Genomic DNA, 24037 nt, shown 5'->3' on the forward strand with positions numbered 1-24037 from the left:
TCTTCTCTAATCCCAAAATGCAAACAAATGTTTTGGTTACTTTGTACATTCTAATTCAAAATATCCCTTTTCGTAAAGATGACGAATGAAATGATCACGGAAACGGCCGCCCAACCGCCCAATACCGCAAGGGAAAACGGCAGGGTCATCCCCGCAATCGGCGCGGGAGAGCCCGAGAGGTAATTCGTCAGGCCCAGATTGACCATGAACAGATATTTCGCCGAGGTCCAGGCCGAGGCCATATTGGTCAGGATCGTGCCGGCGATGAGCGCCGCCATCATCACGACGATGCTGGCGGCCGTGCTGCGGAACAGCACCGATACCATGAAGGCCAGCAGGGCGACGACGACGCTGACGAACCAGATAAGTCCGCACTGCATCAGCAGATACTCCCATTGCGGAACCGAATGGACCGCGGACATATCAACCGTGTCTCCGCTGAGCTGAAAGCCGGTGAACACCGGGACGTTGAACCCGCCGTAGCCAAAGGCGATCCCGGAAATCAGATAGCTGACCAGAAAGACGGACAAAATTATCAGCGACACGAACATGAGCAGCGCGATCAATTTGCTCATCAACACCTTCCAGCGCTTGACGGGCCGGGTCAGGAGCATTTTGATCGTTCCCGTCGTGCGTTCACCGGATACGATATCCGAAGCGACCGCCATAATCAGCAGCGGGATGAACAGGGAGATCGAATTATCCAGAAACTCGCGGGTAAAGGTTACGCCGCTCGGTTCGTTCGGATTTACGTCATGATCGAGATAATACTGCATCTGCTGTATAAAAATTCGGCGGTAAGTCTTCCATTCCTCCGGAATGCGGCTGCTGCTTAGCGAATTTTCATTATCGGTGATCTGCTGCTGCAATTCCAGACGCCAGTCGGAGCTGAACTTCTCCCGGTTCCTCTCGGCGGAGCGCATCTGGGCATAAGTGAACATCGGAACAAGGACGAGGAGGATGAGCAGGATAACATAAAAGCGCTTCTTCTTAATGATCTTCATGCTCTCATTGCGGATGAGCGGCAGCAGGCTAATCAATGGTCTCACCCTCCGTCAGTTTCAAGAATAGCTGTTCCAGTGTCGGATGGATTTTATGCACGGCCCTGACCTCGACCCCGGCGGTTACCAGGGCGGCAACGGTTTCGGGAACGTCTTCGTCGTCCATAACTGTTACGGCGGAGCCGGGTCGCATATTCGCCATCACCGTGTCGTCCAGGTCCAGCTCTTCGGGATTGACCAGCCGGATTCCCGTTCTCGATTCCAGCAGGGCGGCTCCCCGTTCATACGGATCAAGCTCCCACAGCACATAAGGCGAATTGCGGGCGACAAGCTCGCTCACGCCGCCGACGGCCAGCACGCGGCCCCTGCTGATGATGGCGACCCGGTCGCAGAGCAGCTGAATCTCGCTCAGCAGATGGCTGGAAACGAACACCGCCATTCCCTCATCCGCCAGCCTGCGGATAAATTCACGCAGTTCCTTGATGCCTTTGGGGTCGAGGCCGTTCGTCGGCTCGTCGAGGATGAGCAGCTTGGGGCGTCCAAGCAGCGCCTGGGCGATGCCGAGGCGCTGGCGCATGCCGAGCGAGTAGGTTCTTACCTTGTCGTGAATACGCTGATCCAGCCGGACCGTTTCCACAACCTCGGCGATTCGGGCTTCGTCCACTCCCGGCTGCATGCGGGCGAAATGCTGTAAATTCTCCCAGCCGGTCAAATACGAATACACTTCGGGATTTTCAACGATGGAGCCGACATATTGCAGCGCTTTTTCAGGCGACTTGTTGACATTATAGCCGCACACCGTAATGGAGCCCTCGCTCGGACGGATCAGATCGACAAGCATACGAATGGTGGTCGTCTTGCCAGCCCCGTTGGGACCGAGAAACCCGAAAATTTCGCCTTCTCTTACGTCAAAGGTGACGTTGTCAATTATCCATTTGCGGCCGATTTTTTTGCGGACTCCGTTCACGGATAACACCACATTGCCCGGTCCGATTTCTTTCTCGTTCGCCTGCATGTTCACCGCTCCTTTCCTCTAGCGCACCGCTTGAACGATCCGGTCCGCCATTCGCTGGTAGCCGTCCCCGTTCGGGTGAAAATGGTCGCTGGACAAATATTGGTCAAGATGGCCGTTAAACAAATCCATCACCGGAACAAGCGTCATATCCGTATTGCGGTTGATAATATCCATGGCAGCGCCGCTCCAGGCCGTTACGGCCTGATTGCCTGGGATAAGCATTTCCCGGAGATCCCCAAAAGGGTTATAGAGCCCGATATAGTAAACCTTGGCCGACGGATTAATTCTTGAAATGGCGGTTAATATGGATTCCAGCCGCTTCGAAGCGGAGGGAAGACCAGCGAGGAGCCTCTGGGGGGTCAAATTCTTTAAAGCGTCGTTTCCCTCGGAGACGCCGCCGTTAACGGCAGCATTGCCCCCGGCAGCTCCCGCGCCCGCGCCTGAAGAACCGGCACCGCCGGTAGTCCCCGCCGAATTGGGTGCGCCGCCCTCAGGGGCCGTTCCTCCCGATGCCTCATTCAGCATGGATTGCGCTCCCTGAAACAGATCGTTCCCGCCGATCGAAACTAGAATAATATTCGCTTGGCGAAGGACGTACTGTACGCCCTCCTCTTTCAGCTTGTCCTCAAGTCCGGCGGTCGTCAGCCCGTTAATGCCGAGATTTCCGACCAGTTCGGCTTTCATCCCGGAATCGGACAAGCCCGTAACGGTCCGGCGGACAAAGCCTTCGCCCGTGTTATCCCCCGTTCCCTTGGCCAGCGAGTCCCCGACCGCCGCAATCTTCAGTACCCCCGTTTCGGCAGCGGGAGCCGCCGTGCTCTGCGGGGTCTGGGCGGCCGTAGCGGCACCCTTCGGATACATAATATCTCCCACGGCATATACAAAGCCGGTTAACAGCATAAGGGTGGCCGCAATGGATAGAAGGCTTGCGGCCCGCCAGGTCCATTTAAAATCGTTCAACATCATTCTCCCCCGTCCGCTCCGCAATGTGTTTTGTATTTAAACATAATTCTTCTATCGGCAATTTGCAAATGTACCGCATTTTTCAAAGATTTGCCCAGCGTAACCAATCCATGAAAAAAAGGACCAACCGTCGGCAGAAACTTCTGCCTGGAAGATCCTTTTTCGGATAACCTGAAAGCACTGCTGGTTTACTCCGTATACATGCTGGCGGGGCTGGTGTTCAGCTTGATAGCGGCTTACAGCTTTCATCTGCCGGTATGGACTTTAGAAGCTAAAAAAACCGCCCGTCCTGCAATCCAGCAGGAGGGCGGAGATGGATAAAGCTTTTATTTTCCGATAAATTCCTGTGCCCAGTAGTTATTGTCAAAGCCCACACCGATGTAGTTGAAATTTTTGCTCAGAATGTTGGCTTTGTGGCCCGGGCTGTTCATCCAGGCTTTCATGACTTCCTCCGGTGTGCGCTGTCCCATGGCGATATTCTCGCCGGCATAGCTGTAAGTTACGCCGAAAGCGGACATCATATCAAAAGGCGATCCGTACGTCGGGGACGTATGCGAGAAATAATTGTTGGCACGCATATCCGTCGCTTTGGCCGCCGCGACCTTGTTCAGGCTGTCAAGCGCAGCCAGCGGCGCGAGTCCCGCTTTGCCGCGTTCCTCATTGACAAGAGATACGACCTCTTTGACAAAAGCGGAGCTGTTGGCCTGGGCCGCCTCAGGGGCTTTGACCGCCGGAGCCGCGGGTTTGGCCGCAGGAGCTTCCACCGGTTTGGCCGGGGCCGGTTCTGCCGGGGCCGGTTCTGCCGCCGGCGCAGCTTCCGGCTTGGATTCCGCCGGCTTGGAATCAACATCGCCCGTCAGATCAACGGTGATGGACTGGCCATAATTTTGCTGCAAATATTGCATGAGCTGTTCAAAGCTCATTCCGTTATTGAGTGTTGCCTGCGGCGAGGCCGCTTCAGCCTGGGACGGCAAAGATATGCCTAGAGCCAACACTGCCGCTACGCTTCCGCTAAGTAATGCTTTTACCGTTCTGCTCTTCATTCCGCCATCTCCTTATTCTGGTTGTATTGTTGTCCGCCATGTAAAGAAAACAGCGGCAAATATTACAAAGTTGTAATATGTTCCTTGGTCATTGTAACATACTAAACTCCCGAATGGAGTGCCAATTTCCGCCATTCGGGAGTTCCATGATTCTTTTTCGGAGAGAAGAACGAAGCAGATGAGCCGGCAGGATACAGCTAGCCTAGTGATAGGACCGCCAGAATGCGCCTTCCGTGTTGATCAGGCCCATGATCTCGGCATAAGGAATCCGGAAGGTCGGGAAGCCCGCCGAGTAAGGGGCGATCTCGTAAGGAGCGAAGTACAGGTAGAGCGCCTCCCCGTCGACATAGAACGGCTGATCAGGTGCTATGCCTTTATACGCATCGGGGAATACATAGGAATATTGAGGGTCAGTCTTGATTTGCCTGCCGACAATTTCGCTCAGTCTTTCCGTATATGGAATCGAAAGTTTGAACAGATCTTTTAGTTCGTAAAATCTTCCGGTCCGCAGATCAATTGGGGTAAAAATACGGGTCGGCATTCCATGCGCAGCCCCGAACGGGTAGCGGTAACCGCTAAGCTCAAGCTGCAGCAGATTCTTCCGGAAGAAGGACACGGAAAAATCGCCCGTATAGCTGTAGTCTCTGTCACTGCCCCCGGCACTGGCGGCATCGGCAAGCGAAAGCCTTCTCAATCTGTCATTGACCTGGGCGGATATTCGCGAATCGGAAATCCCCATGACGTACGGGTAGTAGACCAGATAATTGAAATCCGGCTTGAACTTGCGTTCCTCCACGGCGTAGGGAGGGCGAAGGGGAATGAGTGTATTTTGTCTCCACACCTGCTTGCCGTTCCGGTCATAATACGCGGTGCGCTGATCCACGTCGGCTCTGATCAGTCTTCCGCTGAAGGAAAGGGTACCCGCTCCCGGGACAACCGGCGGCTGAGCGGCACGGCTGCCGCTTCGGTCGATAAAATACGTCTCGTTCTCGTCGTAGACGGAAGCGAGTCCCTCGCTGTAGTTATTCACTCCGCGCAGCGGATGAGTGTTCAGTATCCGGCCGGTTACTGCATCGGCGATAGTGTACACGACCCCCTTATACGCCTCTGCCGGGTTAATGGGGGTACCGAGCGCGACACGGTTCTCCCCAAGCTGCTGGATATATTCGTATTGAGGCTGAATGACAAACTTCCCGCTCTTGTCGATCAAGCCGTAGGCGTTCTCATAGTTCTTTGCCATATTGACGACCGCCCGTCCCTCGGAAAAAGGCATCGCCGAAGTAAACTGGGGACTGATAACTGTATTTCCTTCTTCATCAATGTACCCGTAACGGCCGTTTTCCTCCGCCTGGTAAGCCAACAAGCCTTCCCCGGGGTTGCCGACAAAAGGAAAGGAGTACGTGTGCAGAACCTCTCCGTTCTTCCCAATGAGCGCAAACTCGCCCGCGTGCAGCTTGACCAGCGCTTTGCCATCCTTGAAGTCATTTGCGTCTTCGAATTTTGCCGGGATCGCTTCCCTGCCGTTCCGGTCCAGATACCCGTATTTGAGACCCTGATCTTCCGCCTGTGTGTTGAACAGCGCGCGCCCATCATGCAGAGAATTCAGATAATCGTACCTGCGGCCCGTGAGCGGCTTCCCCTTCTCGTCCATCAGGAAATAGCCCCGGCTGTCGCTCGCGACGGCGCGCCCTTCTACAAAGGGACCGATATAGTTGTATATAGGTTTCACGACTTCTTTGCCCGCTGTGTTGATTAATCCGCTGCCATCCTTTCGCTGGATGACGGCAAGGCCGTTATCCTGAAATTCCTCGGCGTAGTCGTAGCGTGGTTCAATAACGGTCCGGCCATTGTCGCCGATATAGCCCCACAGCTTCCCCTCCTTCAAATTGAAAGGCGCAGGATGGAGCGAAACAACTCGCAGACCAACATCATCATTAGCGTCGCTTCCTTCAATTAGGGTCGTCTCCGCTGCGCGGACATCGATCCGGTACCAGCCGGGCTCGGACGGAACGACCGCATAGGCGCTCTCGGCATACCGCGTTTCCGGCTGGGGAATGCGGCTATTCCAACCCGTCCCGTCCCATTTCCAGACTTCCGCCGTTATCCCCGCGTTCTTCCCGGCCTTCAGCGATCCGCTCAAATCAATTTTCAACATGCACCGCTCCCCCTAATCATAAGGCGTTTGCCTATAGAATATGGGATAAACGCCCATTGTGTGAGGGATGGCGCAGAAAAGCCGCCCCCCAGGCGGCGAAAAATTTCCGACGGTCCGGGAAGCGGCCTTAATTCTTAAAATTGGGCTATCGTATGATGAGCCGCCTGCTTACTTCTTCGAGGAGTATTTCCGCATATCGAAGGCAACCGCGGCCACGATGATAAGGCCTTTAATAATGAGCTGCCAATAAGGACTGACGCCGATAAAGGTCAGACCGTAGTTGATCAGGGTGAAAATAACGACGCCGACCAATACGCCCGGCACCGTGCCGATGCCGCCTGTGGTGGATACGCCGCCGACGACGCAAGCCGCAATAGCGTCAAGTTCGTACATGTTGCCGTAGTTGTTCGTCGCGCCGCCCGTTCTGGCGGCTTCCAGCACGCCGGCAAGACCGTACAGGGCTCCGGCGATGGCATAGAGATAAATCAGATTCTTGGAAACGTTGATGCCGGATACTTTGGCCGCCTGCATATTGCCGCCGATGGCGTACATGTTCTTGCCGAGCTTCGTTTTGTTGAAGACGACCCAGACAATGAGAGAGACAACGATGGCGATGATGACGATATACGGGATCGAATACTGCCCTTTGCCAATAAAACCGGAGCCTATATTGGTGAAATCAGGGCGCAGGCCGCCGATTGGTTGGGATTGGTTCGGTTTCATATCAAAGTACAGCGAGTTGATGCCGTACACCATAACCATCGTGCCGAGCGTCGCGATAAATGGCGGGACATTGAGCTTGGAAACGATCAAGCCGTTGATCAGACCGCACAGCAGACCGGCCAGAATGGCGATGACAATCGGAATGATGATCCACAATTGCGGCAGATCCGGAAAGAAACGGCGTGAATAATCCGGGATTTGCAGCATCGAGGCGGAGATCACCGCCGTCAGGCCCACGACCCGCCCGGCCGACAAGTCCGTTCCCGCCGTGATCAGAATAAAGGCGACGCCCAGAGCGATAATAACCCGCGTGGACGATTGAATCAGAATGTCGCGGAGCGTATTGACCGACATGAAGCTCGGCTCGTACACGGCGATGCCGAGAATCAGGACAACGAGTACGAGATAGATGGCATTTTGAGTAATAAAGCTTTGCGCTTTTTTGGCGTTCATTGGATGTTCCTCCTCTAAAAATGGTCCTGAATCAGTGCTGGGCAGCCAGACGCATCACTTCGGTTTCCGTCGCGGAGGCGCCGTCCAGGATGCCGGTCAGCCTGCCCTCCGACATCACCATGACACGGTCCGACATTCCAAGCAGCTCGGGCATTTCGGAGGAAATCATAATGATGCTCTTTCCCTGCTTCGCCAGATCGGCAATGATGGTATAAATTTCGAATTTGGCCCCGACGTCGATCCCGCGCGTCGGTTCGTCCAGCAGCAAAATTTCCGGCTCCGTGAGCAGCCATCTCGCCAGCAGCACCTTCTGCTGATTGCCCCCCGACAGATTCATAATCTGCGTCTTCGTGGTCGGCGTCTTGGTGCGGAGCTTTTCGATCATCTTGTCCACTTCCGTTTTTTTCTTCTTTCCGTTCAGCAGGAAGTACAGTTTCTGATAGCGCTCCAGGTTAGCGATGGCCCCGTTCTCATGGACGGACAGCACCGGGAAAATCCCGGTAACGCGCCGCTCCTCCGTCAGCAGGGCGAGACCGTATTTCTTCGCATCCTGCGGAGAACCGATCTTGACCGGCCGGCCTTCGATGGAGATCGTTCCCGACTTCAGCGCCCGCAGGCCAAACAGCGCTTCGATCACCTCCGTCCGCTGGGCTCCCACCAGACCGCCGACGCCAAGAATTTCGCCTCTCCTCAGCTCGAAGGAGACATCTTTGAACGACCTCGGGTCGGCGGAAGTCAGCCCTTCGACCTTCAGAAACACCTCCCCCGGCACATTGAAGCGCTCGGGAAAACGGTTGGTCAAATCGCGCCCGACCATCCGGGAGATAATCAGATCGGTCGTCATTTCCGCCGCCGGCCAGGTGCCGATTTTTTTGCCGTCCCGCATGATCGTGACCTCGTCTGAGATTTCCAGAATCTCTTCCATTTTGTGCGATATATAAATAATGGCAACGCCTCTTTGTCTAAGATCCCGGATAATCCGGAACAAATGCTGCACTTCCACGCTGGTCAGGGATGAGGTCGGTTCGTCCATGACAATGACGCGGGAGTTGAAAGAGACGGCTTTCGCGATTTCGATCGATTGGATTTTCGATACGGACAGCTTGCCCACAAGGGTTTCCGGGTGCAGATCAATGTCCAAATCCTTAAACAGCTTTTCTGTATCCGCATACATTTTTTTGTGATCGATAAATTGAAGCGGTCCAATTCCTTTGGTCGGAAAACGCCCCAGCCATATATTTTCCATAACGCTGCGGTGCGGCACCGGGTGCAGTTCCTGGTGAATCATCGAAATACCGTTGTTAAGCGCATCATTAGAATTCTGGATAACCGTCTTCCTGCCGTCCAGAAAAATCTCTCCGCCATCCGGCGAGTAAATGCCGAACAGGCATTTCATGAGTGTGGATTTGCCGGCCCCGTTCTCGCCCATAAGGGCATGAACACTGCCCGGTCTGACCTTCAGGGTCACGCCGTCCAGCGCCTTGACGCCAGGAAATTCCTTGGTGATATTGTTCATCTCCAGCACATATTCGCTTTGAGCCATCGTCTTACGCCCCCTACGCTATTTTTCTTGTCCAAGAGAGGCACAGCGGTTCCATCCTTGTCTCCTGCCTTAAAAGGAACACCGGAGAGCGGCGGACCGCTCCCCGTTCGTGCAATCTGCCTAGCCCCAAGCCGCAAAAAGCTTACTTAACTTCGGATGCGTTGTCTTTTGTAATCTTTTTGTAGGAGATCCATACGTACTGGTTGTCGGAAATGTCAAAGCCCACGTTGTCCTTCGTCGGCGCTTCGCCATTAGCAAGCAGAGCGGCCAGCGTGATCGCTGCCTTGCCCTGGCTCTTCGCATCGTTAAGCACGGTTCCGAGCATCGTTCCCTCTTCCAGCGCCTGTACTGCCGGAGCGGTAGCGTCAACGCCTACAACCGGCATGTATTTGTCGCCCGAGAAGTAACCCGCGGCTTTCAATGCCTCGATCGCGCCGAGCGCCATATCGTCGTTGTTCGCCAGAACGGCTTCAATCTTATCGCCATGCGAGCCGAGGAACGCGGCCATCTTCTCCTGGCCTTTTACGCGGTCCCACATCGCAGTGTCTTCCGCCAGCTTCTCCACCTTGATGCCGGCGTCTTCAATCGCCTGAATCGAATACTTCGTGCGCAGCTCGGCGTCCTGGTGTCCCGGCTCACCTTTGAGCATCACATACTGCAGCACGCCGTCCTTGTTCTTGTCGGCTTCGGGATGAGCCTTCCAGTAGTCAACGATAAGCTGGCCTTCCAGTGTGCCGGACTCCTCCGCTTTGGCGCCTACATAGTAGACCTTGTCCCACTTCTTCATATCTTCCGGGAGCGGCTCGCGGTTCAGGAACACCACCGGAGTGTTGGCCGCTTTCGCTTTATCGATAATAACGCCCGCCGCCGTCCGGTCAACCGGGTTGATCAGCATGCCGTTGTATTTCTTGGTAAGGAACAAATCCACCTTATCATTCTGTGTAGGCTGGGAGTTCTGGCTGTCCACGATGTCCACCTCGGCGATGCCTTTGGCGGATTCCTCAATCGCGTTGCGGACCCCTGTCATGAAGGTATCGTCAAATTTATAAATCGCTACGCCGACTTTTGGCGTTTTGCCTGAGCCGCCGCTGCCTGCGGAATTGCCGGAACCGGTTGCCGCCGCGCCGCCGGAGTTGGCCGAATTGTTATTGCCGCCGCAGCCAGCCAGAGCAGCACCGAGTAATGCGCTTGCAAGTAAGACGGAAGTGATTTTTTTCATAAGAAATTTGACCTCCTGGTATTTTGTCTTTTTGCTCTTTGCCCCCTCGCTCCCGGGCACATGTTTATTATGCAGGAAATGTAAGCGTTTGCGAATATAAAATACTCCTCAGTTTTAGCAAAATTCTCATATCATATTTTTAAGCTTGTCCTCCTTGGGCAGACAAAATCCAGCATTTTCAGCGGGAACTGTGCGGGTGGAGGAGACTTTCAAGCAAAAAAAAGGTTTGGGCCGACTTTGGCGTCTGCCCAAACCTTAACTCAGGTGACCGCTGATTAAGTTATCCTGCGGCCCTTTCCACCGTCATTCCGCCTGCTCGCGGTCAAGAAACGCCCGGTTCTTCCGCTTGTTCTCGAACGCAATCAGCTTGCCGAGCGCATCCTCGACCGTTCCCCTGCTGGAATACACCGAAATTCCGATCTGCTTCAGCCTCTGCTGCGCTCCCGGCCCAATCTGAAGCACAAGCACCTTGCTACAGTCCTTCAACATATCGACTGTCCGGCTGAGCTCATCGGTATGATGCTCTCCTTCCTCCCTTGTCGTAACGTTGTCACGGACTTCCAGCAACTCCCATTGACCTTCATCGCTGACTTCATAAATATAGAACCGCTCGCTTCTTCCAAAATGCTGATCGACAAGCTCTCCGTCGCTGCTTCCTACCGCCAGTTTGTAAGACATTCTGCAATCTCCCTTCTCATTCGCCGCCTGCAAGCCTTCCATATGAAACTCCGCACGGCATACGGCCGCCTTGACACGGCGCTGCGTAGCGAAATTCTAGCATGAAAGCTGCAAATCTATCAATGAAAATAGATGCAAGGGAAGAAAATCCGGCGGTGAAAGCAAGGAAGATTTCATCAATTCAGCAAAAGTAATCCTGTTCTTAACTAATACTGACCGCTCTGCTGGCCAGAATCTCACGGCCGTAACGGTCGGCTGCAAGAATGGCTTCCTTCAGAAGCGGAACGCTCACTTCAAACGCCAGCCGCTCCCGGGCTTCGGGATCAATATCCACACTCTCAGCGATTTTGGCCGCCTGAACGGAAATGTCGCCGCCAATACCTAGCTGCTCCAGAGTGACGGGAAGCGTAAGCTCACACAGAAATGAAATCAGCTCGTTGATTTCCTGTAAAGTCTTGCCCGCAAGTACAAACTGGACGATTAAGCCGAAGATAACCTTTTCTCCATGAAGGCTGCCGTGGGTTGCAGGAAGAAAGGTCAGACTGTTATGAATCGAATGGGCCAACGCCACCCGTGGATTTCCTTGCGTAATGCTGCCCGCAAGACCGGCCAGTGCAATTACGGCATCCACGGTCTCGGCAAATGCTGGTGTAATAGCGCCGCTGCCCGCTGCCTGAGAGGCCTCCACCGCCTGTTCATCAAGAAGATCGAGCGCAAGCCGCGATACGCTTAAGCCGATGCTGAGTGACAGATCGGGCCGGCCAGCGGCATTAGGCTCCGCTTCATGCCATTTAACGATCGTATCGGCGATGCCTGCCTTCAGGTAACGGGCGGGGGCAGAAGCGAGAACGGCCGTATCCGCCAGAACAAGCAGCGGGGATTCCTGAAGCGGACGCGGAAACGCATATCTTCCTTCTTCATCGTAAATAATCGTCAGTGCGGACCAGGCTGCGCAGGTGGCGGCAATCGTCGGAACGCTAATGACGGGAACACCGCCGTCCTCGGCGGCCGCCTTCGCCAAATCGAGCACCCGGCCGCCGCCGATGCCGATAACGCAATCGGCACCAGTCTCGCGTACGAGACGGGCATAGCGGGTGATTGCTGCGGCGGTACATTCACCCTCAAACGTATGCACGTGATAATGTACGCCCACGTCGTCAAGGCTTGGCAGCAAGTGCTTGCCTGTCAGCGCAAGCGCCGTATTTCCGCCGATAATGAGAGCGTTTTGGCCAATTTCGGCAATTAGCGGACCTGCCGAATCGAGAATGTTCTTCTCGCGAATATAGGTCTTCGGGGCTTTCAACGTTATCATAAACCCGCTCCTCCTGATTTTGCCAACAAAAAAGCCAGCCGCCCGGGTTTCCCCTTGAATGAATATCGGCTTGGCTTCCGGTTGATCCGTCAACTAATTTGGCTATCTCTGAAATAACGGTAATAACGGCCGCATTCGGCCAGCAGCTCCTGGATTCCGCCTTTACGCGTGATCGCCATAATATCGGCCTGCCGGAGTTTCTCCTGCGGATACTCGCCGATTCCCGAGCACAGAAGAATGCGGCAGTCGCGAAGAAGATGTATAGTGTCTTCAAGAATAGCGCCTTTGTCCGCCCCTTCGCCGCAGTCGGCCGTGCCGTTGCAGTACGCCTGGATTTTGCGGATGCCCAGCAGCTTGCTCTCCCGGCCATGAACTTCATAGATCAGAAATTCTTTGGCATGGCCGAAATGCATGTTTACCTTGCCGCCTCCACGAGTGGCCACAGCGATTCGTATGCCCGTCTCCGCATCTCCGTGATTTGCAAAGCGTCTCCGGTGCCTGTTTTCCAATTCATCATCCAGCTCCTTGAGCAGCTGCTCCCTCTCACCCAAGGAGTAGACTGGCAGCTTCTCGCTATTTCCGGTATCGTACAGGTCCTGTCCCCTGTCTTCACCCAGCAGCCCAACCGCATCGGCCCGGCACTGCCGGCAATGCCTCATCACCGGTATAATCGCAGCCGATTCCTCCTGCACTTTGACGGTTAACTCCGGATCGGGCGCCTGTCTGCCTTCCCGCTCATAGCGGCTCCCCGGAGAAATGATAAGCGGCATAATGTTATGCGAGAATGCCCCCAAATCCCGGACCGCGCGCGACACTTCGGCAAGATGGCCGTCGTTCACCCCTGGAATTAACACAGAATTCACCTTGACCCGGATGCCTCTGGCGGCAATCTCGCGGATTCCGGCAAGCTGTCTTTCAATCAGGATGGCTGCGGCTTCCTGCTCCCGGTAAGCTTTTCCTTTGTGAAAGATGGCCTGGTAAACCTGGCTTCCGATCGCGGGATCGATCGTGTTCATCGTAACCGTAACATGGTTGATCCGGTAACGCTCGATCTCGTCCGCATAATCCGCCAGCATCAGGCCATTGGTGCTTAGGCACAGCTGCAGATCGGGCATTCCTTCCGCCAGCAGGGCGAATGTATCAAACGTCTCCTGCGGATTGGCCAGCGGATCGCCCGGTCCGGCGATGCCCACTACCGTCAATCTGGGAAGCACCGCGACAGTCCGCTGAACCTTGCGGTAAGCCTCCTCCGGTGTAAGCACGCGGCTGACGACGCCGGGTCTGCTCTCGCTGACACAGTCGTACTTAATATTGCAGTATTTGCAGCTGATATTGCATTTGGGAGCCACGGCCACATGCATTCTGGCAAAATATTCATGAGCCAATTCATCGTAACAAGGATGCCTGGTGCTCTGCTGCAAAACATTCACCCTCTTTCATCTCGTTTGTCCACGGCAACCAAAAAAGGCCAAGCTCCATCACCAAAGTGACAGGGCTTAGCCTCCAGTTTACCAGTGAGCTCAACCATAATATCAAGTAATTACATCGGAATTGTTTATATATAGATCATAAACCTTGTTAATCCTGTTTGTCAACAAAATTTGCCAATTGTGGTCTCGGGGATACAATTACCGCACGAAGGGAAACAGCAGCTTTTGGTTCTCCGGCCACAGCATATTATCCAGATCGATCAGCTTTGTCCCCGTATCGACCCGCTCCGGTACCTGGATGCCCTGGAGTATTTCTACGGCGTTCTTGACTGCCAGATAACCGTTGCTGAAAGGGTTCTGGATCACGGCAGCCTGCACAATGCCTTCCTGAATCTGCTCCATCATGGCAGGGGAGCTGTCAAAAGCGACCATCTTAATGCGGCGGAGTCCGCGCTCCTGAAGCACAGCCGCCGCTCCCTGCGACGCTGTCTCGTTCAGTGCCGCGATGCCGCTTAGATTCGGATGCTTATTGAGCATCTGCCTTGTAAGCTCTTTGGCTTCCCCCATAACTGAAGGCGTATAGGAAATGTCCACCACATGCACGGACGGATAGCGGGCGACGTAATTCAGAAAGCCTCTTTCCCTTTCGTCAGCGTCTCTGGCTCCGTAATCGAAATCGCTCTCCGGGCCGCTCTCCCGCTGATCCGAAGTATTTGTAAAGTTCAGAATGCCGATTTCGCCGGAGCCGTTCAGGAGCTGAACAAGCCGCTCGGCGGATTTCTGACCCGCTTTGTAGCCGTTCGAGCCGATGTAGGTCGTCACCCTGGCCGATCCGACCTCGGCATCGACGGAAATGACCGGAATCCGGTTAAAGGCTGCCTTGTCGACAACCTGGGCCAGCCCCATATAGCTGCTCGCCGCCAGAATAATCACGTCCGCCCGCTCCTTGATGGAATCTTCGACCATGGCGATCTGCCGCTTCACATCGCTCTCCGTATCCGGAGCCTTGAACGTCAGCTTCACGTTGAATTCCCTGGCGGCGGCCTCTGCCCCCATTTTTACCGTGTTCCAGTAATCGCCCCTGTTCATTTTCACGATCATATGGATGCTGCGGGTCTTCCCGACATCAAGATGCGGCGGGGACGAGCCGAGGCAGGAAGACAGCACAGCTCCCATAAAGATGACGAGAAGCAGAGTGAGCCCAATCCGTATACGTTTCATTGGGATTTCGCCTCCTCCATCGCTGTTTCGCCGTCTTCACCCGCATCCCTAGCCGGAAAAGTAACCGTAACCGTGGTGCCTTCCTCAATCTCGCTCTCAAAGGACAGGCCGTATTCCCGGCCATAGTACAAGCGGATTCGCTCATGCACGTTGCGCACGCCGACGCCGGACCCGCCCCTGCTTTTTGCGCCGCCCTTTAACATATTTTTCAGCATGTCCCCGCTCATTCCAAGCCCGTTGTCCCTGACCGTAATCACGACCAGACCGCTTCGCAGCTCCGCAGAGATTTCAATCAGCCCCTCGTCGGGCATCATTTCAATCCCGTGATACAGCGCATTCTCGACTATCGGCTGAAGAATCAGCTTGACCGTGGAACAATTCAATACCTCCGGCTGCGCCTTGATCTCGTAGCGGAATTTATTTTTGAACCGGAAGCTTTGGATGACGAGATAATGACGGATATGATCAAGCTCCTCCCGGAGCGTAATAATATTCTTGCCCTTGCTCAGACTGATGCGGAAAAACCGGGAGAGCGACTGGATCATCGTCACCACCTCCTCATTCTTGCCGCGTTCGGCCAGCCGGATGACGGAATTGAGCGTATTGTACAAAAAATGCGGATTGATCTGGGATTGCAGCACTTCCAGCTCGCCCTTGCGTTTCGTTTCCTGCTCGTAAATAATCTGGTCCATCAGCTTGCGGATGCGCTGGAGCATCAGATTGAACCGTTTGGACAACTGCTCTACCTCGTAAGGGCCGCGGACATAGATCGAGGTATTCAAATCCCCCTCCACCACCTGCTGAACGGTACGCTCCAGCTTGGAGATCGGGCGGGCAATTCTGGCGGACAGCAGCACGGACACGACGATGACGCACAGGATGGACAGCGGGAGGAACAGCATCATGAATTGATTGAGATCCCGTTTGGTCGTCACAATCTCGTCGTAATAGGCGACGCCGACGATTTTCCAGCCTGTCTGATCCACCGTGCGGACAGTGATGAACCGCTTCTCTCCCGTGGATTCGTCCAGATAGCTGCAATAGGCGTACTCTAGCACCGGCTCCACATTCTCATATTTCAGTCCGGCATAAATCAGTTGCTGCTGCGGATGGTACACAATATTTCCGAGGGAATCCAGAATATAGGCATAGCCTCTTTTTCCCAGCTTGACCTGTTTGCTTAACTCGTCGATGGTGCGGAAATTGAAGTCGACAAGCAATATTCCTTTTTTTCTTGTACCGTGGTCTGTGTAAGCGATCATTTTGCTCATGGATACCACCCAGGTGTAACGCTGCTTGAATAAGTTCTGGACATGCGGCTGGGAAAAAGATATCTCTCCCGTCTTCCCGGGTGCGGTAAACCAGCTTTGTTCCCCCATCCGGGTGTTGCGCCTCATCGGGGCGGACGGAACGTCCAGCACCAGACGGCCTTCAGGCGTGAAGACGGCGAAGGACACCAGATCCTCCCGGGATTCGAGCAGTGTAGACAGGCTTTCTTGCAGCATCGGTGAATCAATGGACGCATTCTGCCCGATCTGCTGCTCCGCTTTCTCATAAATATTGCGCATGCCGTTCACATACAGCCCGAGATTGTAATTGACCTGCTCGATAATCTGCTGCATATTCAGGCTCGCATTCTCCTCCGCCGTCTTCGCGAACTTGTTGTACAGCGCAAAGCTGACGATAACCGTCACGAGTACGGCGATCGAGGTCAGAGTTACCGTCAGGATTACCTGAATGCTGAGCAGCTTGGAGGTAAATGTTCCCCCTGGACGGCCACGCCGCTGCGGATGATGCGGAAAGAGACGGGTCCGCTCTTTGGGCATGGATTACCCTCCTCTAGCGCCGTTCTTGTACTCTTTAGGCGACTGGCCGTATTTCTTCCGGAAGCAGAAGCTGAAATAGTTCGGGTCGGTAAAGCCGATTTTGTCCGCGATTTCAAAAGCCTTAAGCTCCGTCGTGCGCAGCAGCTCCTTGGCCGCCTCCAGCCGGATTTGCAGCAGATAGCTCACGAACGTCAATTTGGTTTCTTTTTTGAAAATACTGCTGAAATACCCTGTGCTGATATGCAAATGCTGGCATACCCTTCCAATTGAAATATCGGAATCATCATAATGGCTCTTGATAAAATGCTTCGCCTGCTCGACCAACTGTTTGTAGCTGGACTGCCGCTCCTGGGCGATATGGTTCATCAGCCGGGTGCAAATATCAATAATCCACTGCTTCGCATCCTCCATATTGTTGAATTTGTTCATGTCCGGTAAAGACGCAATACCCGGCCCGAACAGCTCGTTCGTCTCGCTTCCGGACTCTTTGGCTACCCGCAATATGGAAGTGAGAATCTCCAGCAGAAAGATACGGTATTCGCTCGCGGTCACCTGACTGCCGTCAAGCGTTCCGAACAATTCATTGATGATTTCCGTAAGCTCCTGCACGGTACCCAACTTAACCGTACGGATCAGCGACTGCTCGGTCAATTCGTCATAGACAGGCAGGCGGCTTGTGCGCGACTCGACGTCTTCAATCCAGATCACCCGGTTGTTGCCAAGGATGAGCCGGTAGTCCAGCGCCTGAAGCGCGTCCGCGAACGAGCGGAACAGCAGCTCCGGCGTCCGGCATACTGTTCCCGCGCCGATGGTGGCGGTCAGCTTCAGGAAGCGCTGCACGTTCTGACGGATTTCCTCCAGCACTTCTAGCGTCCTGCCAGTCATTTCGCTCTCATCCTTTCCCGCGAGGGAAGACAGCATCACGAGATCGTCGCGGTGGATGAACACTCTGCCGAAACCATGCTTCAAGCAAATTTCTTCGGCGATGTTAAGCACGGCGAACAGCTGCAGGTTGCGGTCGCCAGTATCGCGCAGGGAGACCCGATGATCGGCTTCCGCTGCACCCGGGCCGCGAATATAGTCCAGACTAATCACAGAGGACTGAAACCAGTCTCCGGAGAGCGGGATGCCGTATTCCCTGCTCTTCGCCGCAATCTCTTCCGGCCGAAGCCTGCGGGACACGAGCGAGGAGAGAAACTGCTCACGGAGAATGGGCAGGCTTTTGCGGTAATGCTCGCTGAGCACATGGATGTTTTCCTTTTCGGCAATCTCCGATTCTATCACAGCCTTAACCTTCAGCAGCACCTCGATCAATTCCCGGGAAGAGAACGGTTTTAAAATATATTCGTCAATTTGCAGCTTGATGGCGCGCTGCGCGTATTCAAATTCATCATAGCCCGTCAAAATAATAATTTTGGTGCCCGGATGGCGGCTGCGAATATATTCCGCCAGCTGCAGTCCGTTCATAAACGGCATTTGAATATCCGTGACGACGACGTCGGGCAGCAGCCGGTCGACAAGCTCCGCCGCTTCTTTGCCGTTCTCCGCCTGCTCCACGACTTCAAAGCCGTAGCGTTCCCAGTCGATCTGCCCGATAATCCCCTCCCGGACATCCTCCTCATCTTCCGCCAAAATCAGTTTATACAAAGCACTGATCCTCCCCACAATACGTAAAGTATGCGCTTTCATAATAATTGTAAGGCTGACGCGCCCATAATTCAAATCGCAAACCGTGAAGAAACAGGTCAAAATACCATGATGGTGTTTCAATCCGCCCTCAGATGTTTAATAAAAATATTGTGTCTGCCTGCAAAAAAAAGCCACCCCTGCACGATGCGGGATGGAGATAGATGCCAGGATAACGTTATGTTAACACTAAACGATTTATAACAGCGATTTGCAAAAACGGTAACCGTTCTGATCGAATCCGAGATGGCGGTAGAAAGCGTGCGCCGGGGCGCGTTCCACCCGGTTGCCGCTGCACAGGTAGATTTGCTTGCATTTCTTGCTGCGGGCCCATTCTTCCCCGGCTGCCATCAGCCGTCTTCCGAGGCCGGTTCCTCTGAGTGATTCCTCGACGATAATTGCGGTAATCTCGGCGACAGAGTCCTGGTCCTTGCAGTAAGAGATAACCTGACGGAGTTCAATCATTCCGGCAGTCTGCCCGTCCACTTCTGCGACAAGCGTGCAGCAGTCCGGATCGTTCTGCACAACTTCCAGTCTCTCTTTCATTACGTTGAGGGTTGTCGGATAGCCGAATCCTCTCAGCAGTGCCGTAATTGTCTCCAGATCGTCCATACCGATGTTGCGAATCTGCAGTACCGGTGCCTGAGTACTACTGTTCATCCTCGTATACCTCCACTTTTAGCAGGGATGCCGCTTCTTTCGCAGCCGCCCGTGCTTTCTCCACATTATCGGCCGCGCTCAGCGCAACGGCCATCCGCCGTCCCGGGCGGACTTCCGGTTTGCCGAATACACGGACCTGCGTACGGGGAAGCCGCAGCGCTTCATTCAGTCCGGTAATGGCATAAGCAAATCCGGCAGCATTTTTCCCGGCCTTGAGTGTCGCCGACGCTCCCGGTGACAGCAATTCCACCGGCCCTAGCGGGAAACCGAGAATCGCTCTGACATGCAGAGCAAACTCCGACAAATCCTGAGTAACCATCGTCACCATTCCGGTGTCATGCGGTCTTGGACTTACTTCACTGAACAGGACGCCCTCGCGCGTCAGGAACAGCTCCACGCCAAAAATACCGTATCCGCCAAGCTCGTCCGTCACCCTGCGCGCAATTTCCTGCGCCTGGATCAGCTGTTCTTCCGTCATTTCATGCGGCTGCCACGATTCCACGTAGTCCCCGTCCTTCTGGATATGCCCGATCGGCGGGCAGAACACCGTACCTGAGGAAGAGCGGACGGTCAGCAGCGTAATCTCGCTCTCGAACACAACGAAAGACTCCACGATGACCCGCGTTCCTTTGGCTCTGGCGCCCTCAAGGGCCGTGTTCCAGCAGCTCTCTGCATCCTCGGGCTTCCGGCAGACGCTCTGGCCTTTGCCCGAGGAGCTCATAATCGGCTTGATCACGCACGGCGTTTCCAGCTCTAATACCGCCTGCTTCAGCTCTTCCAGACTATCCGCGAACCGGTAATCGGCCGTAGGAAAGCCAAGCTTCTCGGCGGCGAGACGGCGAATGCCTTCCCGGTCCATGGTCAGCCTCGTTGCGCGCGCCGTTGGAACGACGCAAAATCCTTCTTCTTCCAATTCCAAAAGAGCATCGGTCGCAATGGCTTCAATCTCCGGAACAATGACATCGGGCTTCTCGGTACGGATCAGCTCCTTGAGCGCTTCTCCATCCAGCATATCCAGCACATAGGAGCGGTGAGCAACCGCCATCGCAGGAGCGCCTTCGTAACGGTCAACGGCTACCGTCTCCACGCCCAATCGCTGGGCTTCAATGATCACTTCCTTACCCAATTCTCCGCTGCCGAGCAGCAGCAGCTTGCGGCTGTAAGCAGAATAGGGAGATCCCCACATGTCGGTATTCAACCTCTTTCGGCAAAATTCGCTCCTTCCTGCAATTTCCATGCAAAAAGCAGCAGTTTCACTGCAAATTTTCAGGCTTCTTTATTTTCTTCCAAGACGCGGCAGATTGCAAGTGTTCTACGACAATTTCCTTCAAATTTCACACTTCCAACTTCATCCTGCTGTCAAAAGCGGCTTCCAGCTCGCGCAGCCCGCGGGCGAGAGTGTTCCAGCGTTCCGCCGAATCACCCCCTTTCAGCAGCGCGGACATGCCCAGCTCCTGCTCTTCCAGTCTTTCTCTCAGTGCTCCGGCCGCCCTTGCCAGCGCCTGCACCGCAAGGGTTTCATAGTGATCCAGCAGCAGCGTCTCCCGCCCAGAAGCGGCTTCGGCCAACACTTCCTTCAGCAGCGGTTCGGCCGCACTTCGCAAAGCGTCCCGGCCGCCGCCTTCAAAGAAATGCTTGGGCGACTTGAATAGTCCCCACCATCTCCCCCAATCGGCTGGCGCCAGTTCGCCTTCAAGACTTGCCGGGGCCGGCCAGCCCTCCTCCTCTTCCTGAACGGAGAACAGAGGTTCCGCCGGCAGGCCGAGCTCCGCGGCCGCGTTCTCCGAAGCCTCGCGGACCAGTCTCCGGCCTGCAGCGGCGAGTCGCAGCGTTGTCGCCCACAGCTCCGCCTCCAGTTCACGGCCCGCGGTCCGCCACCATTCCCGGCCGCAGGCGGCGAATATCTCCTTCAGCAGCCCCGCTCCTTCCCGCAGGAGCGAGGGATGGAACGATTCCTGAAACATCCGGCCGAGCGCAAATCCGATCCGCTGCCGGACATGAAACAGCAGCTCCGAGCCTTCGCGGCGAAGGTCGCGCAGAGGACGCTCCTCGGCGGCAAGCTGCGCAAGCCGTTCGGCCGCCGCGCGGCGCCGCGCTTCCATCCGGCGGCTCTCGGCTTCCCGCTCCGACTCCGCCTTCAGCGCCAGGTCCCGCCATTCCTCCGCGCGGCTGCGGACCGATGACAGACTGTCCAAGGCCGCCTTCAGTGCCAGGTCGGGCAGCTCCTCGCCGGCGAACCGCCATAGCGCCATTTCAAAGGCGCCGAACCGCGAGGCTTCATAAGACGCGCCGCCAACCTTCCCCTCCAGCGCCTGCAAGCTGGAGAGCGCGTAAATGCGCGGATTCGCAAGCCCCGCGGACCGCAGGTTCAAGGCGACATGCTTCTTGACCTCCGCCAGCTCCTCCTCATCCGCCGCGAGATCGGACGCGTTGACGATAAAGAACATTTTATCCAGCGGAAAGCTCTCCCTGATCCGGCCCAGCTGCGACAGCAGCCGCCGGTCGGCCTTGGAGAACGCGTGATTGTAATAGGTGATAAAACAGATCGCGTCGGCTTCCTTCATGTAGCTGAAGGTGACGCCCGTATGCCGGGCATGCAGTGAATCCGCCCCCGGCGTATCGACCAGCACGACTCCGCTCGCCGTCAGCGGGCAGGCAAAGTACAGGTCGATGCTTCGCACGAAGCAGGCCCGGCTCTCTTCAGCGACGAGACCCCGGTACTCGTTAAGCTCCACCGTACGGGTCGTTCCAAGAAGCGGCTCGGCCTCCTTCCAGCCCCTCGCCGCTGCCTTCAACAAACCGGCGTGCGGTAGAACCGAAGGGTGCAGCCCCCCTGTAGGCAGCGCCGATACCGTATCCGTCCAAGCCTCGGGCTTCGGCTCTCCGAGCTGAAGCACGCCAAAGGAATGGCGGATATCGTCCCATATTTCCTCCCGGCTCTTCATGGCGACCACCGCCGTTCCATGCCGGAACGGACCCTCTGGCGCCAGGATGCGATTCACCGCGGCCGTGGCGGGGTGGGGAGACACGGGCAGCACCTCTTCGCCGAGCAGGGCGTTGGCGAAAGAGGATTTGCCGGCGCTGAACGCGCCCAGCAGCGCCAGCGTGAACCGGCCGCCGGCGAGGTCCGCCGCCCGCGCCGCCAGGCTGCGCGACGCCGAAGCCATTGCCGGCTCGCTGCGCAGCAGCGAAGCCGCGCGGTCCAGCAGCCGCGCGGCCTCGCCCAGCCGGCGGCGTCCCTCCGCCGGCGCGGGTCCGGCCGCGGCGCTCGGCGCGGCCGGTGCGTCCGCCAGGCGAAGCGACGGACGCTCCTGCGGGGCGGCCCCGGCACGGGCCGCCCGGGGGAGGGCGCTCACCTCCGGCAGCAGGCCGGGGGTGAGCGCGCGGCGCGGCGGCAGCAGCGCCGCGAGTTCGGCCGCGCGGGCGTCGTACGCGCGGGAGAGCGCCGCCAGCGCAGCGGCGGCCTGCGCCTGCCGGGCGCGGGCGGCGCGGCGGCGCGCAAGCTCCGCGCGGCGCGCCTCGAGGAGCGGCGGCAGCTTCGCCAGCAGGCCGTCGGCGGCGCCGAGGGCGGCGCGGCGGAAGCCGCTGCGGATGTCCGCCGCCAGGCCGCGGCAGAGCTGAAGCAGCGCCTCGCCCTCTACGGGCGCGCCCGGCTTCACCGCCTCCGCCAGCCACTGCGCGTGGGCCTGCGGAAAGCCGCTCTTCAGCGCCAGCTCATCCGCCTCGGTCCACAGCTCCAGCTCTTCCCCCCATGTGCGTGTAAGCGACAGCACATGCCCTTCAAGCTGCGCCGATACCTGGCGCGCAAGCGCACCTGAGAGCAGCGCAAGCCGGCTCGCCCGCTCTTTTTCCAGCTTGGCCGCCGTGGTGAGCAGCCCTGTCCGGAAGCCGGGCCTCAAGCTGTCGGCATAGCGGCCTACGGCCTCCCTGATATCGGCGGGCATCAGGTTAGCGTTGCCAAGAAGAGCATCCAGGCTGCTTCGGAGCTGAAGCCGCGCCCGTTCAGGCAGCGTCTCAAGCTCTTTTTCCGCCGCTTCCATTTCGGCCAGCTCCCGTTCCAGCACGGCTGGATCTTGGCCGCCAAGCTCTTCCAGCAGGGCTTCCCGCTCCTCCCGCTGACCCTCACGGCACGAGGCCAGATACGCCTCCGCCGTATGCTCAACCGAGCGGGACAGGCTGTAGTCGAGAAGCGCTTCCCGCCGTTCCAGAAGCTCCGCAATTAGCCGGGGAAGGCTGTCCCAATGACTGAGCGGATGCTCTTTATGTTTCAGCGAAGTAAACAGCAGACCGGCAAAATTCACGCCCCAATTCCGGAAAGCCTGTTCCGCCTGCTTCCGGTAGCTCTCCATCGGCAGTTCCTTTTCCCGGTGCTTGTCGATCTGATTGATAATCAGATACAGCGGCTTGCCCCAGTCGCTCAGCTGTTTGGCGAAAGCCAGATTATTCTCGGATTGCACATGGTTATAATCCATGATATAGAATACAATGTCGGCCAAGTGCAGAGCAGACCGGGTCGCGCTTTGGTGTCCCTCATCCGTCGAATCTACCCCGGGCGTATCCATCAGTACGCCATGCGGTTCAAGCAGCGGCACCTTGTCCCAGACCTCGATTGCGGTATAGTCGCCGCCGAGACGGCAGTAATCCCATAGCTGCTCCGCAGCAACTTCCACCGGTCCGCCTGAACCGCTTCGCGGGTTATCTTGGTAGATCAGGGCCCGGGGCCGGCCGTTACGTATCTTCACAATGTTTGCGCTTGTAGGCACCGGTCCTGAAGGGAGAATATCTTTGCCGCATAAAGCGTTGATCATACTAGATTTTCCTGCCGAAAAATGGCCGCAAAAAGCAATGGTCAATTCCCCATTCCGCTCTTTAGCCAGCAAATCCAGAAAAATATGCGCCCGCTCCTTGTCTCCCTGCTGCTCCATCCAGCCGGAAAGCTTTTGGAGATATCGGGCCGCATCTGTCATTCCGCCGCTACGTACGATCTCCTGGTCCACACCCACGAATACCCACCTCTGCAGCCTTGGTATAGTCCACAACTTAGAATAATTCCATTTTATCACCGGATTGGCACAAATCAATGGTTATCGCGCGTGACGTGGTTATGAG

17 protein-coding genes are annotated in these 24037 nt (G+C 56.1%); all 17 read right to left on the reverse strand.

Annotation, left to right across the window (positions count from 1 at the left end; translation table 11 throughout):
* Nucleotides 1-50 precede the first annotated feature (50 nt).
* Nucleotides 51-1040: an ABC transporter permease gene (locus PSAB_RS15510; RefSeq protein ID WP_025335499.1), complete on the reverse strand. Its 990-nt coding sequence runs from the start codon at nt 1038-1040 to the stop codon at nt 51-53.
* A complete protein-coding gene (locus tag PSAB_RS15515; protein ID WP_025335500.1) occupies nt 1033-2016 on the reverse strand; it encodes an ABC transporter ATP-binding protein in 984 nt (327 codons plus the stop codon). The genes PSAB_RS15510 and PSAB_RS15515 overlap by 8 nt, the downstream gene beginning before the upstream one ends.
* A gap of 18 nt (nt 2017-2034) precedes the next feature.
* Nucleotides 2035-2976 (reverse strand): GDSL-type esterase/lipase family protein, encoded by a 942-nt coding sequence (locus tag PSAB_RS24640; RefSeq protein WP_025335501.1) that lies wholly within the window; start codon nt 2974-2976, stop codon nt 2035-2037.
* Between the two features lie 329 nt (nt 2977-3305).
* Nucleotides 3306-4022 (reverse strand): CAP domain-containing protein, encoded by a 717-nt coding sequence (locus PSAB_RS15530; RefSeq protein WP_025335502.1) that lies wholly within the window; start codon nt 4020-4022, stop codon nt 3306-3308.
* Between the two features lie 202 nt (nt 4023-4224).
* Nucleotides 4225-6177 carry a WG repeat-containing protein gene (locus PSAB_RS15535; RefSeq protein ID WP_025335503.1) on the reverse strand — a complete coding sequence of 651 codons (1953 nt, stop codon included), beginning with the start codon at nt 6175-6177 and terminating at the stop codon, nt 4225-4227.
* Nucleotides 6178-6345: 168 nt separating this feature from the next.
* The gene (mglC, locus tag PSAB_RS15540) at nt 6346-7353 is read right to left on the reverse strand and encodes a galactose/methyl galactoside ABC transporter permease MglC (RefSeq protein ID WP_025335504.1); all 1008 of its coding nucleotides are present in this window, start codon (nt 7351-7353) and stop codon (nt 6346-6348) included.
* Between the two features lie 31 nt (nt 7354-7384).
* Nucleotides 7385-8896 carry a sugar ABC transporter ATP-binding protein gene (locus tag PSAB_RS15545; protein WP_025335505.1) on the reverse strand — a complete coding sequence of 504 codons (1512 nt, stop codon included), beginning with the start codon at nt 8894-8896 and terminating at the stop codon, nt 7385-7387.
* A 142-nt stretch (nt 8897-9038) separates the two neighbouring features.
* The gene (locus PSAB_RS15550) at nt 9039-10115 is read right to left on the reverse strand and encodes a galactose ABC transporter substrate-binding protein (protein WP_025335506.1); all 1077 of its coding nucleotides are present in this window, start codon (nt 10113-10115) and stop codon (nt 9039-9041) included.
* Between the two features lie 303 nt (nt 10116-10418).
* Nucleotides 10419-10793 carry a NifB/NifX family molybdenum-iron cluster-binding protein gene (locus PSAB_RS15555; RefSeq protein WP_025335507.1) on the reverse strand — a complete coding sequence of 125 codons (375 nt, stop codon included), beginning with the start codon at nt 10791-10793 and terminating at the stop codon, nt 10419-10421.
* Nucleotides 10794-10995: 202 nt separating this feature from the next.
* Nucleotides 10996-12105 (reverse strand): iron-containing alcohol dehydrogenase family protein, encoded by a 1110-nt coding sequence (locus tag PSAB_RS15560; protein ID WP_025335508.1) that lies wholly within the window; start codon nt 12103-12105, stop codon nt 10996-10998.
* 89 nt (nt 12106-12194) lie between these two features.
* Entirely contained in the window at nt 12195-13535 is a 1341-nt protein-coding gene (nifB, locus tag PSAB_RS15565; RefSeq protein ID WP_038595971.1) for a nitrogenase cofactor biosynthesis protein NifB, read from the reverse strand.
* Between the two features lie 198 nt (nt 13536-13733).
* Nucleotides 13734-14756: a substrate-binding domain-containing protein gene (locus tag PSAB_RS15570; protein WP_025335510.1), complete on the reverse strand. Its 1023-nt coding sequence runs from the start codon at nt 14754-14756 to the stop codon at nt 13734-13736.
* The gene (locus PSAB_RS15575) at nt 14753-16582 is read right to left on the reverse strand and encodes a sensor histidine kinase (RefSeq protein WP_025335511.1); all 1830 of its coding nucleotides are present in this window, start codon (nt 16580-16582) and stop codon (nt 14753-14755) included. Before PSAB_RS15575 ends, PSAB_RS15570 begins: the two co-directional genes overlap by 4 nt.
* Nucleotides 16583-16585: 3 nt before the next feature.
* Nucleotides 16586-18229: a response regulator transcription factor gene (locus tag PSAB_RS15580; protein ID WP_025335512.1), complete on the reverse strand. Its 1644-nt coding sequence runs from the start codon at nt 18227-18229 to the stop codon at nt 16586-16588.
* Between the two features lie 237 nt (nt 18230-18466).
* Entirely contained in the window at nt 18467-18928 is a 462-nt protein-coding gene (locus PSAB_RS15585; protein ID WP_025335513.1) for a GNAT family N-acetyltransferase, read from the reverse strand.
* Nucleotides 18918-20114 carry a formate-dependent phosphoribosylglycinamide formyltransferase gene (gene purT / locus PSAB_RS15590; RefSeq protein ID WP_025335514.1) on the reverse strand — a complete coding sequence of 399 codons (1197 nt, stop codon included), beginning with the start codon at nt 20112-20114 and terminating at the stop codon, nt 18918-18920. Before purT ends, PSAB_RS15585 begins: the two co-directional genes overlap by 11 nt.
* 148 nt (nt 20115-20262) lie before the next feature.
* A complete protein-coding gene (locus PSAB_RS15595; protein WP_051529782.1) occupies nt 20263-23931 on the reverse strand; it encodes a dynamin family protein in 3669 nt (1222 codons plus the stop codon).
* Nucleotides 23932-24037: the final 106 nt, after the last annotated feature.

Origin of the sequence: Paenibacillus sabinae T27 (assembly GCF_000612505.1) — a bacterium.
GTDB classification, from domain to species: Bacteria; Bacillota; Bacilli; order Paenibacillales; family Paenibacillaceae; genus Paenibacillus_AQ; species Paenibacillus_AQ sabinae.

Bases quoted from the DNA above. Each gene is read 5' to 3' on its own strand.
- PSAB_RS15530 (WP_025335502.1), bottom strand. From the start codon at position 4,022: ATGAAGAGCAGAACGGTAAAAGCATTACTTAGCGGAAGCGTAGCGGCA.
- PSAB_RS15555 (WP_025335507.1), bottom strand. From the start codon at position 10,793: ATGTCTTACAAACTGGCGGTAGGAAGCAGCGACGGAGAGCTTGTCGAT.
- PSAB_RS15550 (WP_025335506.1), bottom strand. From the start codon at position 10,115: ATGAAAAAAATCACTTCCGTCTTACTTGCAAGCGCATTACTCGGTGCT.
- PSAB_RS15515 (WP_025335500.1), bottom strand. From the start codon at position 2,016: ATGCAGGCGAACGAGAAAGAAATCGGACCGGGCAATGTGGTGTTATCC.
- PSAB_RS15570 (WP_025335510.1), bottom strand. From the start codon at position 14,756: ATGAAACGTATACGGATTGGGCTCACTCTGCTTCTCGTCATCTTTATG.
- mglC (WP_025335504.1), bottom strand. From the start codon at position 7,353: ATGAACGCCAAAAAAGCGCAAAGCTTTATTACTCAAAATGCCATCTAT.
- PSAB_RS15535 (WP_025335503.1), bottom strand. From the start codon at position 6,177: ATGTTGAAAATTGATTTGAGCGGATCGCTGAAGGCCGGGAAGAACGCG.
- purT (WP_025335514.1), bottom strand. From the start codon at position 20,114: ATGTGGGGATCTCCCTATTCTGCTTACAGCCGCAAGCTGCTGCTGCTC.
- PSAB_RS15585 (WP_025335513.1), bottom strand. From the start codon at position 18,928: ATGAACAGTAGTACTCAGGCACCGGTACTGCAGATTCGCAACATCGGT.
- PSAB_RS15575 (WP_025335511.1), bottom strand. From the start codon at position 16,582: ATGCCCAAAGAGCGGACCCGTCTCTTTCCGCATCATCCGCAGCGGCGT.
- PSAB_RS15560 (WP_025335508.1), bottom strand. From the start codon at position 12,105: ATGATAACGTTGAAAGCCCCGAAGACCTATATTCGCGAGAAGAACATT.
- PSAB_RS15545 (WP_025335505.1), bottom strand. From the start codon at position 8,896: ATGGCTCAAAGCGAATATGTGCTGGAGATGAACAATATCACCAAGGAA.